Genomic DNA, 13,108 nt, shown 5'->3' on the forward strand with positions numbered 1-13,108 from the left:
TACAATATCACAGCCGTTATTGATGATGTACCAAGCAATTCAAGCCTCTATGGTTATGATTATTTTATCTCGCTTGCCGGTGAACCTTTTACCAAGGTGAACAAAACAACTGGGGAGCAACGAATTACATCACTTACGTTAAGCTTAAAGAAAATACGGATCTCGGAACGGCACAACATGATATTTCAAAGAACTATGTCGAGGATCATTACATTCCGATCAACAAAAAAACGGAATGAAAATATCCCCGGAAACCATGCAATCAAGGTGTTACTTCAAAATGCATTGGACATGCATTTATATTCCAAAAATATTTTAGAATACGCCATGGCGACGCAATATCAGGGTGATATCAAAATGGTCTGGGTTTGCCGGGATTGCATTTTTCATCCTACTGATCGCATGCATCAATTTTGTTAATCTGTCTACCGCCAATGCCGCAACACGAGCTAAAGAGATCGGTATACGCAAAACCATTGGATCCAGTCGAAGTACTTTAATCACCCAATTTATGACTGAGGCGGTATGTTACAGCTTAATTTCTTTAATTATTGGTCTTTTACTAGCTTGGACATTACTACCTCTTTTTAATAGTTTGGCCAATAAGACCTTAGTTATCCCTTGGGCAACATGGTACTTTATACCTTCTTTGATCTTAACCATGTTGACCATAGGCGGCATAGCTGGTATATATCCTGCGCTATACCTCTCTGGATTTCAACCGATCAATGCCCTAAAAAGTAAATCAAGTTCCAACCCAAAAACAGCACTATTGCGTAATGGGCTTGTTGTTTTCCAATTTGCAACCTCCATCATCCTGATGATCTCTGCCTTGATCGCCAATCAACAGATCAGCTATATGCTCAACAAAGATATTGGCTTCAATAAGGATCAAGTCATTGTACTCCGTGGCATAAATAGCATTACCTCAGAAGTACAAAACCTGAGAAATGAACTGAAAGCCATTCCGGCTGTGAGCAATGTATCCATAAGTGATTATCTCCCAGTGCCATTGGATGGTGTAAAACGTAATGGCAACCCATTTTGGGCTAAGGGAAAAGAAGGCCTTGAACTGCCAGAAGCTGGACAATTCTGGAATATTGATGAAAATTACGTTTCCACTTTTGGACTTCGATTAATCGCAGGTCGAAATTTTAATCCACAGATTGCTTCCGATAGTAGTGGTACCATCGTCAATAAAAAATGATCACAACGCTGGGTATTAAAGGTAATCCAATCGGTGCACAGATTACAAACGGAAGAACATGGACAATTATTGGCGTTGTCGATGACTTTATTTTTGAATCATTAAAAGGTGAGGGATATGTCCCTGTCTGTATGACCTTGGCCAGCAGCCCATCGCTCCTTTCGATCAAGACCAAGTCAACTGATATGGCTAAAACTTTGGCTGACATAAATACCGTATGGGACAAATTTGCACCTAATCAAAAATCAATTACAGCTTTTTGGATGAGGGCTTTGCTTCCCTTTATCAAGATGTTGAACGGACGAAAAATATATTCAGCTGTTTTGCAATCGTCGCCATTTTTGTGGCTGCCCTTGGTCTTTTGGACTTGCCACCTATGTGACACAACAGCGGACAAAAGAAATCGGTGTACGGAAAGTGCTTGGCGCCAGTACGATGAGATTGCTGAAACTGCTGTCTGGAGACTTTATAAAATTGGTGTTTGTTGCCATGGTCATTGCCTCACCTGTTGCGTGGTGGGCAATGAACCAATGGCTCAGAGACTTCAACTATAAAATAGATATCAACTGGATGTACTTTATTCTGGCGGGCATGGGGCTATCCTCATCGCCTTAGGTACCATTAGTTATCAAACATGGAAGGCTATCGGACCAATCCGGTCGATAGCCTAAGGGATGAATAAAATCAGAAGATCTTAAAAATTGGTGTTTGTTGCCTTGGTCATTGCCTTGCCTGTTGCGTGGTGGGCAATGAACCAATGGCTAAGGGGGCGATGAATGTTCGATTGCGAACGAAAACTGTCCGAAATCGAACATCAAAAAGTACACGACACCACCTAACAAACTCATAATAAAAACTTTAAAACAATGGCAAGAGGATTGTATTTTTTTCATAGCGGCGGATTTGATACAGAAGAGACCGAAACATAAAACCTTACAACATGACACAAAATGATTTCAAACTGGCTTGGCGTAAGCTCTTAAAAATAAGGGGTTCACGTTCTTGAACATTATCGGATTGATGCTGGGTTTTACCGGTTTTATCCTTTCCTATCAATACATCAATCGGGAAACAAGCTTTGATAAATGGAATCCAAACTATAAGGAAATCTATCAGCTTGGTCTGGAAGCAGAAGGTGCTTTTACGGACGAAACCTCGCCTTCCCTTGCTCCGTTGCTAAAACAGAATTTACCGGATATTGTATATGCCGGTAGAAAAATGGTTTACAACTATGGTAGCTACCCACTATTCGGGAGAAGACGGTGCTTATCAAAAATGCTGCATTAATTGATTCTTCGGCTGCGCGGATCTTTCAGGTAGAAAATGCCAACGGACCGCTCTACAAAAACAAAGATCAAAAGGACGCGACCATGGTCAAAAGTCCTATTGCCGAACAGCTTTTCAAAAAGGAGGATTTAACATTTGACAGCCCGCATTCCATTCCGTCTATGAGCCTTGATCTGGGAATGCGTGAGATGATTTACGGTACCATCAAAAGCACGATCTTTCGATGATTGATTACGACCTTCTTTTTATCCGTGAACCACAGGATCTCTTTGCTGAAAATAATCCTTTTTTATACCAGACTTTTATTCAGGTCAGACCGGGTACAGATATCGCTAAGTTGACCGATCAGATCAACACAATTTATCACAAGGAAATCGCCCCAAAAGATAAAATACGCTCTTCCGCTTATGCCAAAGGCAAGATTTACTTAGATCCATTGGCCAACCTGCACCTGCGACCAAAAACCGGAAGCAACACGGCCTACATCATGACGTGGATTATCGGTATTCTTTCCTATTGATCCTCCTGCTCGCCTCCGCCAATTTCGCCAACATGATTATGGCGCAAGCCGATCAACGTCTTAAAGAGCTTGCCCTCAAAAGATATTGGGAAGTTCGCGCTGGGCTATCGTAAGGCAATTGTTATTGGAAGTGTTTATACTGACCAGCAGTGCTGCAGTATTGAGTTTCATTACCTTGGCACTTACGGGGAACATATTACAAAGATGGTTCAATGATGATCTGAGAAGTTATATTTTAAGTTCTGAAACCATTATCCAACTCTGTGTCGCTGTACTATTAACAACAATCCTTTCGGCAATATACCCGGCCATCGTTCTTTCAGGTTTCAAATCCGTCAATCTGCTCAAAGGCGGATTATCGGCAATACTTAAAAAGGAACATTCCGAAATGCTTTACTAACCTTTCAGATCAGCATGGCGATTCTGTTTATTTCAGGTATGCTGGTCATTAGGGCCCAGCTTCAATACATGCAGCATACAGATAAAGGGTTTGAGCCAGCGCAAGTGGTCAACTTCAAAGGAGTGGGCATGTATTACGACTCCAAAATTGATGGTTCTTTCCATCAATTGAAACGGCGATTAGAAAATGATCCGAGCATTGAGGCGGTGGCTTCCTCCACAAATATCCCGGGAGAAGGGGAACAACCTCCCAAAATGGAATTCTCCTATGCACAAAAGAATATTTCCTTTGCTCATGTCGGTATCGATCCGGGCTATTTTAAAACATTAAATATCCCTAATCTACAGGGGAATATCAATCTGTCAATCGATCAGTTGCTCCATGACTCCCTTTCCAACTATGCAGTCATCAATGAATCAGCTGCTAAAAGTTTGGGACTTTCGAATCCCATTGGCGTTAAAATCAGTGGCTGTGACGCAAATTTCGAAATCGTCGGCCTTGTCAAAGATAGTAAGGCCTATGGCTTTGAAAATGCCGTTCAACCTACCCTCTATTCATTTAAAAATGAGTGTGGAAGCATGCGTTTCCAAACGACGCTTATGGTGAAAACAAAACCGGGAATGGTCGATCCGGCGATTGAGGCAGTAAAGAAAGAATGGGCAAAAAATACATCTGCAAAAGATCTGCCTTTAGACTACTCCTTTATGGATCAGCAATATGCTTTGCAGCACAAGAAACAACAGGAACTACAGGTTGCTTTCAATAGTTTCGCCAGCCTTTCGGTTATTATTGCTGCATTGGGACTATTCAGCATGGCGGCTTATCAGGCCGCATTACGCAAAAAAGAAATGAGTATCCGGAAAGTACTCGGTGCCTCGGCACAACTCCTCTTTGTCCAATTAAATAAACCGTTTTTCAGGCTATTTCTGATCGGTATCGTCATAGCCATTCCTTTAGCATATTTACTCATGGACAAATGGATTTCCAATTTTGCATATCATGTCAATATACAATGGTGGTCGTTTTTGATCCCGATATTTTGCATATTTATCTTAATATTGATTTCCATTAGCTTCCAATCGTTGAAAGTTGCAAGAACAAATCCGGTAGATAGCCTGCGGGATGAATAAGTAAAAATTAAAAGACAAAATAAAAAAGAGATACCGGGTAAGCCGAGGCTTGTACAACCAAAATCTCAATACTAAAATCTCAATACTAGAAAATGATACAATTAAAACATTTATTCAAGTGGTATAACGTAGGTGGTACACGCTCATTTGTGCTCAAAGATGTCAGTTTAGATATAGCAGAAGGTGATTTCATATCCATAATGGGCCCTTCGGGTTCAGGCAAATCCACCCTGCTGAATATTATTGGAATGCTGGACGAACCGGATGAAGGTGAATATATCTTTATGGATGAAAACGTATTGGAGATGAAAGCAAAAAAACGGTCGCAGCTCTACCAATCTCATATTGGATATGTATTTCAGGCTTACCATTTACTGGATGAATTGACAGTATATGAAAATATAGAAACACCACTGATCTATAAAGACATTTCCAGCAAAGAGCGCAAAGCCATTGTGGCTGATATGCTTGACCGTTTTGGTATTGTAGGAAAGAAAGATCTATTTCCGGCTCAGCTGTCCGGAGGGCAACAACAGATCGTTGGTATCGCACGTGCATTGGCGGGATCTCCGAAACTCTTGTTGGCAGATGAACCTACGGGTAACCTCAATTCCAAACAAGGCGAAGAGATCATGGAACTGTTCAAACAATTGAATGATGACGGTGTCACGATCATACAAGTTACCCACTCCGAAAAAAATGCGGAGTACGGCAAAAGAATTGTCAATATGCTGGATGGCCAGCTCAAATAATTGTATACCAATTTAACCTGAATAATCCCTACCTGGTACATGAATACTGTAGGGATTTTTTTGTATCATTTCTCAATTCATTTTTTTAACTTCGTTATGATGAATGAGAGAGAGCTGAAATCGTTAATATTCCTGTTGGACGATACCGACCAACAGATTATTCAGGAAGTGGAACATCAGTTAAAAAGCCAAGGTCCTGAAATTGTTCCTTATTTAGAAAAATTCTGGGAGTCGAGCTTTGATCCAAGAGTCCAGGGGCGGCTGGAAAACATTATTCATGAAATTCAATTCGACCAGACCAAAAATGAGTTACAGATCTGGAATCTGAGCAATTCCTTCAATCTGCTGGAAGGACTTATCATTCTCAATAACTATCAATATCCTTCTTACGAGGACCATAAAATCGTGTTGAAAATCGAAGATCTGAAAACAGAGGTGTGGCGCGGACTACAATACGATATGAGTCCATTGGAGAAGGTGAACCTGCTGAACCATGTGCTATTTGGTTCCTTTGGTTTATCTGGCAATACAAAGGATTATCACCATCCGCAAAACTCCTATATCGGTCAGGTTTTGGACACGAAGCAGGGGAATCCGTTGACCTTATCCTGTATCTATAGCATTATTGCACAAAAGCTGGATATCCCGATCTATGGGATCAATTTACCCAAGCATTTTATCCTGGCCTATATGGATTCGGATGAAGAAGGAAATGAACATGTTTTGTTTTACATCAATGCATTTAACCGGGGGCAGATCATGCAAAAAAGTGATGTTAATTCGTTCCTGAAACAGTTAAACCTAGGTCCAGATCGGGAATTTACATTTCCCTGCGACAATGTGACTATCCTAAAGCGCGCTTTGCGGAATCTCCTGTCAGCGTATGAAGCTCATGAAAGTTCAGGCAAGCAACAGGAAATCAGAGAACTGTTCGAATTGCTTGCTTGACAGTGTGTATAAATTAAAAATTTGTCCTTTCTCGGGCATCCAAAAGATATAATTTGGAATCAGAGTCCCATATTCTTGTGTTAGTTCCGGTGCTACATTCCCTTCATCCGTCAATTTAAACCGGCTGATTTTCCTATTCTTCGCATCTGAAATATAAAGAAATTTTCCATTTTCAATACGGTCATCGATGGCAACTCCCGTAGGCTCTTCCAACCCTGTAGCGGAACCACCGATCACATAATCGGGAGGGACAGTTTTTCTCCAGTTCCAGTAAACAATTCCTTCGGATTTCTAAAGAACAACACCTCTTTTCCCTCTCCTGTAGCAACGGCCAATAATTTTCTATTGGGCGCATAAGAAACAGCTCCCAAGTCTGTTTTTCCCTGCACATAGACCTTCAGTGTCGGTACAAATCTAGACGCCGCAACAATCGTATCTCGAGGCCTATCAATCAGTTCTTGTTTAAGAATTGTATAAACAGCGAAACCATTCCCTTTATTTGTACCATCATTTTCAAACCCTACGAGTAGCAGTTTTTCGTTTTTATCAGCTGTATTCCCTTCTAATAAGGTCAACGAGGTTGGAATAATCGTCCCGAGGCTAATCTGTTTATCGATGATCTTGGAACCACCTGTTGATCCACCTTTTCCTTCGGGGCGGCTTATCGCATATAACATATTGCCACCTGTCGCCGCAAGTAGAAAGTTGGTCACTGCCGATCCCCAGTACCATTTTGTTGCGCATAGGAGTAATAACCTAATCCTACCACATTTCTAAAACCTGTAAACCCAAGTTGACTAGCATCACCGGGATTCCCATAAATGTCGTCCAAAGGAATCCGCTGGATAAAGGTATCTTGAGCAACGGCTCCCGAGCTTGCCTGGAAAATAGATGTCGCATTGGGATCAAAGAGCACCGGTCCACCACCTTTCGCTGGGGAAAGATATTGAACGGTATTATTCAGTGTATTGGTGTCTGCAGGATCAACAATCATAAGATTCTTGATCGAATTATTTGTTCGATAGTCAGAGAAAGAAATATACAATCTTGAAATAAGTGTCGGCAGACCATTTTCTGGTTCATCATCCAGTTTTTTACAGGAAGCAACACCTATTAAACTGGCAAATAATACAATAACACAGGTTTGAAATGAAAATTTCATATTTTTTTATTATAAATAGCTTATTGCGTCAAACATACAAATCTACTAATATATGCAGAATATCAATGAATTTATCTCATTCTTTTAGACGGATACCATGATGTCTAAAACGGAAATATTTGCCATTTCGCTACTTTTTGATTAAAATTGCCTTTGTTTTTGATATCACATACGATTATGGAAAAGAAGGAATTTGTACGGGAGAAGTTGGCATTACCAGGAGAGGGCAAGAAATTGCTTCTACATTCCTGTTGTGCACCTTGTGCCGGAGAAGTCATGGAAGCATTGATTGCTTCGGATATCGATTTTACGATTTATTTCTACAATCCCAATATCCACCCACGCAAGGAGTATGATCTGCGCAAAGATGAGAATATTCGTTTTGCAGAGAAGCATAATATCCCTTTTATTGATGCGGACTATGATGTAGACCATTGGTTTGATCTGGCTAAGGGTATGGAACAGGAACCTGAGCGAGGAATCCGTTGTACCATGTGTTTTGATATGCGTTTTGAAAAAACTGCAGAATACGCGGCGGCTAATGGCTTTGATGTGATCTCTAGTTCATTGGGTATTTCCCGTTGGAAAAACATGGAGCAGATCAACGACTGTGGCTTACGTGCCGCTTCCCGCCATGAAGGGATGGAGTACTGGACGTTCAACTGGCGCAAGAAAGGTGGTTCGGCAAGGATGTTAGAAGTCTCCAAAAAGAGAAATTCTACATGCAGGAATATTGCGGCTGTGCATATTCGCTACGTGATACCAATAAATGGCGCATGGCAAATGGACGCGAAAAGATAGAGTTAGGTAAAAATTATTATGAATAAGTCGTGCTCTGTGTATAGATAAAGCGTTCGACTGGAATATTTAAAAAATATTTCGATCCTAATGATTTTATACATACCTTTGCAGGCTCAAATGCAAGATTGTGAAACATCTAAAACAATACAGAATTCCCTTTTCGGGACTCAACGCTGGAAAGCACAATTTTGAATTTGACATTAATAAAAAGTTCTTTGACTGCTACGAACATTCGATTGTAAAAGATGGCAATCTGAAAGCAGAAGTTGAGTTGCAAAAACAGGAGAACCTGTTGATTTTGCATTTTGATATCCAAGGCGAGATTCAATTGACTTGTGATACCTGCTTGAAAGAGTTTATGTCGCCGATTTCAATTCAAGAACGGATATTGGTCAAATTCACGGATGAAGATTGGACAGACAATACCGAAGAGGTGTTGATCTTATCAAAAAGCGACCATGAGTTGGATATAGCTGAACTGTTGTACGAATACATCAATTTGGCGGTTCCTATATCGTGAAATGTGAAGAGCAGGGACAAGGCATACAATGCGATCCTGAAATGTTGGCTTTATTTACAAGCGAGCCGGATTCAGAAGAGCAAAAAGAAGAAGAAATTATCGACCCACGTTGGGAAGCATTGAGAAATATTAAAAATAACTACTAAAACAAAAATACGAGATGGCACATCCAAAACGTAAAACTTCTAAATCAAGAAGAGACAAAAGAAGAACACATTATAAAGCTGAAGCTCCTAGCTTGACAGTATGTAAAGAAACTGGCGCAGTTCATTTACCTCACCGTGCTTACAAAGTAGACGGAAACTTGTACTACAACGGTAAATTGATCATTGAAAATACAGCTGTTGTCTAAGGTAAACCTTTCATAACACCAAAACATCCCAAACAAGCAATATTTTAGAAATTTGCTTTATTTTGGGATGTTTTTTGCGTATTATTGATTTACTAAATAATAACGGATGAAGATTGGTTTAGATATTTTAGGAGGAGATTATGCTCCTAAAGCAACGATAACAGGTGCGATTGAAGCACAAAAACAGCTTACTGGAGACCAAAAGATAGTCCTTTTGGTAAAACTGAAGAGACTAAACAATTAATCGATCAAGCCGGAGGAAATTCATCTGACTTTGAATATGTGGAAGCTCCAGAAGTCATTGCGATGGGTGAACATCCAACCAAAGCAATAACTCAAAAACCCAACTCAAGTATTGCGAAGGGATTTGAATATTTAAAAAACAAAGAAATCGACTCATTCGCATCCGCCGGTAACACCGGAGCCATGCTCGTGGGATCGATGTTCAGCGTGAAAGCTATCCCAGGCGTATTACGCCCAGCCATAGCATCAATTGTTCCAAAATTGAAATCAGGATTCGGAATCTTACTGGATGTCGGTGCAAACGCAGACTGTAAACCAGAGATGCTGAATCAATTTGCAATGTTGGGCAGCCTCTTTGCCGAGCATGTATTCAATGTATCCAACCCTAAAGTAGGATTGTTGAACATCGGAGAAGAAGAAGAAAAAGGAAACATCCTGACAACCTCTACCTACCCCTACTTAAAGCCAACGACAAGATTAACTTTATCGGAAATGCAGAAGGCCGCGACCTGTTCAGTGATCATGCCGACGTATACGTCTGCGATGGATTTACGGGCAATGTGGTCTTGAAACTTGCAGAATCATTTTATGTAGTGACCCTGAAAAAGGTTTTAAAGATGATTTCTTCGACCGATTCAACTACGAGCAGTACGGCGGTAGTCCAATCTTAGGAGTTAACGCTCCTGTTATTATTGGTCATGGTATTTCAACACCTGAGGCCATTAAAAATATGGTTTTATTTTCAAGAGATATGATCGAGTCTAAATTCATTGACAGTATCAGATCTATTTTCAATTAAGTATTTATGTCAAAGATTCATGCCGCGATTACGGCTGTAAATGGTTACGTTCCGGATTACATCCTCACCAACAAAGAGTTGGAAACAATGGTCGATACCAACGACGAGTGGATTGTATCACGAACAGGAATCAAAGAAAGACGCATCTTAAAGGGCGAAGGGCTTGCTACATCAGATCTTGCTGTACCTGCCGTTCAGGGTTTGTTGAAAAAGAGAGGAATAGAAGCGACGGATATCGATTTAATTATCTTTTGTACAAGTACACCTGATATGCTGTTTCCCGCTACGGCAAATATTTTAGCCGATAAAATCGGTGCGACAAATGCATGGGGCTTTGATCTACAGGCTGCTTGTTCGGGCTTCTTGTTTGGACTGAATACCGGAACACAGTTTATCAAAGCAGGCACGCACAAAAAGTGCTTGTCATCGGTGCTGATAAAATGTCATCGGTAATCAATTATCAAGACCGTAATACCTGTATCCTTTTTGGAGATGGTTGTGGCTGTGTGTTATTAGAGCCAAATGAAGAAGGATTGGGTATACAAGATGCGATTTTGAAGACAGATGGTTCTGGTGGCCAATTCCTAAATATTAAAGGTGGTGGTTCATTAAACCCTGCCTCCCATGCTACGGTCGATGCAGGATTACATTATGCGTACCAAGAAGGCCGTACAGTATTCAAATTTGCAGTGACCAATATGGCTGATGTTGCTCATGATGTCATGGTGAAAAACAATTTGAAGTCAGAGGACATCGCTTGGTTGGTACCGCATCAGGCCAACAAACGTATCATCGATGCAACAGCAGAACGTGTAGGTCTTCCGGAAGAAAAAGTGATGGTAAACATCCAAAAATATGGAAATACAACCAGTGGAACAATTCCTTTATGCTTATGGGAATGGGAATCTCAATTGAAAAAAGGAGATAACCTGATCCTTGCTGCTTTCGGTGGTGGTTTCACCTGGGGATCCATCTATTTAAAATGGGCGTATTAATTGTCCATTTTATGGTATAATTTATTACTTTTGACAGTTAGAATTTTTAAGAAACAAACAAAACCTAGAATACTATGGGTATGGATATCAAACAAATTCAAGACTTGATTAAATTCGTTTCAAAATCAGGTGTGAATGAAGTCTCGATTGAAGAGCAAGATTTTAAAATTACAATAAAGACAAATCAAGAGCCTACGTACGTAACAGCTTCTGTTCCAGCTGTAGCACCAATTGCTGCTGCTCCTGTTGCTCAAGCAGCAGCTCCAGCTCCGGTAGCTACCCCTGCAGCACCGGCTGCTAGTGCTGACGCAAACTTGATTACTGTTAAATCACCAATGATCGGTACATTCTATCGTTCAGCTGGACCTGGCAAACCATCTTTCGTTAATATTGGTGATGATATCAATACAGGTAATGTATTGTGTATTGTTGAAGCGATGAAATTGTTCAACGAAATCGAATCTGAAGTTTCTGGTAAAATCGTTAAGATTTTGGTAGAGGATGCTCAACCTGTTGAGTATGACCAACCATTATTCTTAGTTGAGCCTAAGTAATTTACAAACGTAAATGAATACTATGTAGCCTCCAAAGGGCTACATTTTTGTAAACTTCATAATTCAAGACAATGTTTAAAAAATATTAATTGCAAATAGAGGAGAAATTGCCCTGCGCATTATCCGTACCTGCCGTGAGATGGGTATCAAAAGTGTTGCAGTATATTCGACCGCAGATAGAGACAGCTTACACGTACGTTTTGCTGATGAAGCGGTTTGTATTGGCCCTCCACCGAGTAAAGATTCTTACTTAAACATTCCGAATATTATTTCTGCGGCTGAATTGACAAATGCAGATGCTATTCACCCAGGATATGGTTTCTTATCTGAGAACGCACGTTTTTCGGCAATTTGTGCAGAGTATGGTATCAAATTTATTGGTGCTACTGCTGAACAGATCGAAAAAATGGGCGATAAGTCCCGTGCGAAGGATACCATGAAAAAGCCGGTGTACCTACTGTACCCGGATCAGATGGTTTGATCTCAAACGTAAAGAAGGGATCACGCTAGCCAATGAAATAGGTTACCCTGTTATTATCAAAGCTACCGCCGGTGGTGGTGGTCGTGGTATGCGCATCATCTGGAAAGACGAAGAGTTTGAACCAGCTTGGGATTCTGCCCGTGTCGAATCTGCTGCTGCATTTGGTAATGATGGTATCTACCTTGAAAAATACGTTGAGGAACCCCGTCACATTGAATTCCAGATTGTAGGTGATCAGTTTGGTACAGTTTGTCACTTGTCAGAACGTGACTGCTCGATCCAACGTCGTCACCAAAAATTGATCGAAGAATCTCCTTCTCCATTTATGACGCCTGAATTAAGAGCTGAAATGGGTGAAGCTGCTGTGAAAGGTGCAAAAGCTGTAAACTATGAAGGTGCCGGTACAATCGAATTTTTAGTTGACAAACACCGCAACTTCTACTTTATGGAAATGAATACGCGTATTCAGGTGGAGCATCCTGTAACTGAAGAAGTGATCAACTTCGATCTGATCAAAGAGCAGATCAAGGTTGCAGCAGGTATTCCAATCTCCGGAAAAAATTATGAACCGGAAATGCACGCGATCGAATGTCGTATCAATGCGGAAGATCCGTTCAACAATTTCCGCCCTTCACCGGGAAAAATCACCAACTTCCACTCACCAGGTGGACATGGTGTACGTGTAGATACACACGTATATTCAGGCTATACGATTCCTCCTAATTATGATTCCATGATCGCGAAGTTGATCACTGTTGCACAAACGCGTGAAGAGGCGATCTGTACCATGGAGCGTGCATTGAGCGAATTTGTGATTGAAGGCATCAAAACAACCATTCCTTTGCACTTGAGATTAATGCGTGACCCTAACTTTAGAGCAGGCAATTTCACAACAAAGTTCATGGAAACATTTGACCTAACTGAATATCCTGTAGAAGATTAAATAAAATTATCTTT

21 protein-coding genes and 3 pseudogenes are annotated in these 13,108 nt (G+C 40.7%); 20 read left to right on the forward strand and 4 right to left on the reverse strand.

Annotated elements, in window-relative coordinates; genetic code table 11:
• Positions 1–315: 315 nt before the first annotated feature.
• Positions 316–504 (reverse strand): hypothetical protein, encoded by a 189-nt coding sequence (locus KUH03_RS12695; protein WP_257093830.1) that lies wholly within the window; start codon positions 502–504, stop codon positions 316–318.
• Between KUH03_RS12695 and KUH03_RS12700 the strand changes: the two genes are divergently transcribed.
• The 9 genes from KUH03_RS12700 (at position 422) to KUH03_RS12740 (ending at position 6,244) form a co-directional block, all read left to right on the forward strand.
• Positions 422–1,207, forward strand: coding sequence for an FtsX-like permease family protein (locus tag KUH03_RS12700; protein ID WP_306429737.1), 786 nt, complete (start codon positions 422–424; stop codon positions 1,205–1,207). The two genes, KUH03_RS12695 and KUH03_RS12700, sit on opposite strands and share 83 nt — an antisense overlap.
• A gap of 435 nt (positions 1,208–1,642) precedes the next feature.
• Positions 1,643–1,822, forward strand: coding sequence for a hypothetical protein (locus tag KUH03_RS12705; RefSeq protein ID WP_257096931.1), 180 nt, complete (start codon positions 1,643–1,645; stop codon positions 1,820–1,822).
• A 405-nt stretch (positions 1,823–2,227) separates the two neighbouring features.
• Complete coding sequence (locus KUH03_RS12710) at positions 2,228–2,494, forward strand: hypothetical protein (protein ID WP_257093834.1); 267 nt, start codon at positions 2,228–2,230, stop codon at positions 2,492–2,494.
• Entirely contained in the window at positions 2,470–2,721 is a 252-nt protein-coding gene (locus KUH03_RS12715; protein WP_257093836.1) for a hypothetical protein, read from the forward strand. Before KUH03_RS12710 ends, KUH03_RS12715 begins: the two co-directional genes overlap by 25 nt.
• Positions 2,718–3,014: a hypothetical protein gene (locus KUH03_RS12720; RefSeq protein WP_257093838.1), complete on the forward strand. Its 297-nt coding sequence runs from the start codon at positions 2,718–2,720 to the stop codon at positions 3,012–3,014. Before KUH03_RS12715 ends, KUH03_RS12720 begins: the two co-directional genes overlap by 4 nt.
• 85 nt (positions 3,015–3,099) lie before the next feature.
• Positions 3,100–3,414, forward strand: a complete 315-nt coding sequence (locus KUH03_RS12725; protein WP_257093845.1) for an FtsX-like permease family protein — start codon at positions 3,100–3,102, stop codon at positions 3,412–3,414.
• Between the two features lie 14 nt (positions 3,415–3,428).
• On the forward strand, positions 3,429–4,544 hold the full coding sequence (locus KUH03_RS12730; protein ID WP_257093847.1) for an ABC transporter permease: 1,116 nt from the start codon (positions 3,429–3,431) through the stop codon (positions 4,542–4,544).
• Positions 4,545–4,636: 92 nt separating this feature from the next.
• Entirely contained in the window at positions 4,637–5,296 is a 660-nt protein-coding gene (locus KUH03_RS12735) for an ABC transporter ATP-binding protein (RefSeq protein WP_120261602.1), read from the forward strand.
• A 96-nt stretch (positions 5,297–5,392) separates the two neighbouring features.
• The gene (locus tag KUH03_RS12740; protein ID WP_306429556.1) at positions 5,393–6,244 is read left to right on the forward strand and encodes a transglutaminase-like domain-containing protein; all 852 of its coding nucleotides are present in this window, start codon (positions 5,393–5,395) and stop codon (positions 6,242–6,244) included.
• Here the strand turns inward: KUH03_RS12740 and KUH03_RS12745 are convergent.
• Genes KUH03_RS12745 through KUH03_RS12755 form a run of 3 tightly spaced genes read right to left on the reverse strand, consistent with a single transcriptional unit; the run spans position 6,197 to position 7,406 of the window.
• Positions 6,197–6,481, reverse strand: coding sequence for a hypothetical protein (locus tag KUH03_RS12745; protein WP_257093848.1), 285 nt, complete (start codon positions 6,479–6,481; stop codon positions 6,197–6,199). The two genes, KUH03_RS12740 and KUH03_RS12745, sit on opposite strands and share 48 nt — an antisense overlap.
• Positions 6,478–6,957 carry a hypothetical protein gene (locus KUH03_RS12750; protein WP_257093850.1) on the reverse strand — a complete coding sequence of 160 codons (480 nt, stop codon included), beginning with the start codon at positions 6,955–6,957 and terminating at the stop codon, positions 6,478–6,480. The genes KUH03_RS12745 and KUH03_RS12750 overlap by 4 nt, the downstream gene beginning before the upstream one ends.
• Positions 6,954–7,406 (reverse strand): hypothetical protein, encoded by a 453-nt coding sequence (locus KUH03_RS12755; RefSeq protein ID WP_257093852.1) that lies wholly within the window; start codon positions 7,404–7,406, stop codon positions 6,954–6,956. The genes KUH03_RS12750 and KUH03_RS12755 overlap by 4 nt, the downstream gene beginning before the upstream one ends.
• Positions 7,407–7,682: 276 nt before the next feature.
• On the opposite strand from KUH03_RS12755, the pseudogene KUH03_RS12760 reads away from it, so the two are divergent.
• From KUH03_RS12760 to accC, 11 genes and pseudogenes are all read left to right on the forward strand, one after another.
• A pseudogene (locus KUH03_RS12760) lies at positions 7,683–8,233 on the forward strand (epoxyqueuosine reductase QueH).
• Between the two features lie 101 nt (positions 8,234–8,334).
• Positions 8,335–8,727 carry a DUF177 domain-containing protein gene (locus KUH03_RS12765; RefSeq protein WP_257093856.1) on the forward strand — a complete coding sequence of 131 codons (393 nt, stop codon included), beginning with the start codon at positions 8,335–8,337 and terminating at the stop codon, positions 8,725–8,727.
• Positions 8,724–8,873 carry a hypothetical protein gene (locus KUH03_RS12770; RefSeq protein ID WP_257093858.1) on the forward strand — a complete coding sequence of 50 codons (150 nt, stop codon included), beginning with the start codon at positions 8,724–8,726 and terminating at the stop codon, positions 8,871–8,873. Before KUH03_RS12765 ends, KUH03_RS12770 begins: the two co-directional genes overlap by 4 nt.
• A gap of 14 nt (positions 8,874–8,887) precedes the next feature.
• The gene (gene rpmF, locus KUH03_RS12775; RefSeq protein WP_077437804.1) at positions 8,888–9,079 is read left to right on the forward strand and encodes a 50S ribosomal protein L32; all 192 of its coding nucleotides are present in this window, start codon (positions 8,888–8,890) and stop codon (positions 9,077–9,079) included.
• A gap of 106 nt (positions 9,080–9,185) precedes the next feature.
• Positions 9,186–9,323 (forward strand): hypothetical protein, encoded by a 138-nt coding sequence (locus KUH03_RS12780; RefSeq protein ID WP_257093860.1) that lies wholly within the window; start codon positions 9,186–9,188, stop codon positions 9,321–9,323.
• Positions 9,323–9,993 (forward strand): annotated as a pseudogene (locus tag KUH03_RS12785) (phosphate acyltransferase). Before KUH03_RS12780 ends, KUH03_RS12785 begins: the two are co-directional and overlap by 1 nt.
• Entirely contained in the window at positions 9,987–10,121 is a 135-nt protein-coding gene (locus KUH03_RS48565; RefSeq protein ID WP_373564810.1) for a hypothetical protein, read from the forward strand. Before KUH03_RS12785 ends, KUH03_RS48565 begins: the two are co-directional and overlap by 7 nt.
• A gap of 6 nt (positions 10,122–10,127) precedes the next feature.
• Positions 10,128–10,574, forward strand: coding sequence for a hypothetical protein (locus KUH03_RS12795; protein ID WP_257093862.1), 447 nt, complete (start codon positions 10,128–10,130; stop codon positions 10,572–10,574).
• Positions 10,472–11,116, forward strand: coding sequence for a 3-oxoacyl-[acyl-carrier-protein] synthase III C-terminal domain-containing protein (locus tag KUH03_RS12800; protein WP_257093864.1), 645 nt, complete (start codon positions 10,472–10,474; stop codon positions 11,114–11,116). Before KUH03_RS12795 ends, KUH03_RS12800 begins: the two co-directional genes overlap by 103 nt.
• Positions 11,117–11,190: 74 nt before the next feature.
• Positions 11,191–11,670, forward strand: a complete 480-nt coding sequence (gene accB / locus KUH03_RS12805; protein ID WP_257093866.1) for an acetyl-CoA carboxylase biotin carboxyl carrier protein — start codon at positions 11,191–11,193, stop codon at positions 11,668–11,670.
• 82 nt (positions 11,671–11,752) lie between these two features.
• Positions 11,753–13,094: pseudogene (accC, locus tag KUH03_RS12810) on the forward strand (acetyl-CoA carboxylase biotin carboxylase subunit).
• Positions 13,095–13,108 lie beyond the last annotated feature (14 nt).

Origin of the sequence: Sphingobacterium sp. E70, from assembly GCF_019285695.1 — a bacterium.
In the GTDB taxonomy this organism is placed as follows: domain Bacteria; phylum Bacteroidota; class Bacteroidia; order Sphingobacteriales; family Sphingobacteriaceae; genus Sphingobacterium; species Sphingobacterium detergens.

What these genes read in the sequence shown, in the direction of transcription:
- KUH03_RS12705 (WP_257096931.1), top strand. Translation starts at nt 1,643, where the DNA reads ATGAGATTGCTGAAACTGCTGTCTGGAGACTTTATAAAATTGGTGTTT.
- KUH03_RS12710 (WP_257093834.1), top strand. Translation starts at nt 2,228, where the DNA reads ATGCTGGGTTTTACCGGTTTTATCCTTTCCTATCAATACATCAATCGG.
- KUH03_RS12720 (WP_257093838.1), top strand. Translation starts at nt 2,718, where the DNA reads ATGATTGATTACGACCTTCTTTTTATCCGTGAACCACAGGATCTCTTT.
- KUH03_RS12730 (WP_257093847.1), top strand. Translation starts at nt 3,429, where the DNA reads ATGGCGATTCTGTTTATTTCAGGTATGCTGGTCATTAGGGCCCAGCTT.
- KUH03_RS12735 (WP_120261602.1), top strand. Translation starts at nt 4,637, where the DNA reads ATGATACAATTAAAACATTTATTCAAGTGGTATAACGTAGGTGGTACA.
- KUH03_RS12740 (WP_306429556.1), top strand. Translation starts at nt 5,393, where the DNA reads ATGATGAATGAGAGAGAGCTGAAATCGTTAATATTCCTGTTGGACGAT.
- KUH03_RS12755 (WP_257093852.1), bottom strand. Translation starts at nt 7,406, where the DNA reads ATGAAATTTTCATTTCAAACCTGTGTTATTGTATTATTTGCCAGTTTA.
- rpmF (WP_077437804.1), top strand. Translation starts at nt 8,888, where the DNA reads ATGGCACATCCAAAACGTAAAACTTCTAAATCAAGAAGAGACAAAAGA.
- KUH03_RS12780 (WP_257093860.1), top strand. Translation starts at nt 9,186, where the DNA reads ATGAAGATTGGTTTAGATATTTTAGGAGGAGATTATGCTCCTAAAGCA.
- KUH03_RS12795 (WP_257093862.1), top strand. Translation starts at nt 10,128, where the DNA reads ATGTCAAAGATTCATGCCGCGATTACGGCTGTAAATGGTTACGTTCCG.
- accB (WP_257093866.1), top strand. Translation starts at nt 11,191, where the DNA reads ATGGGTATGGATATCAAACAAATTCAAGACTTGATTAAATTCGTTTCA.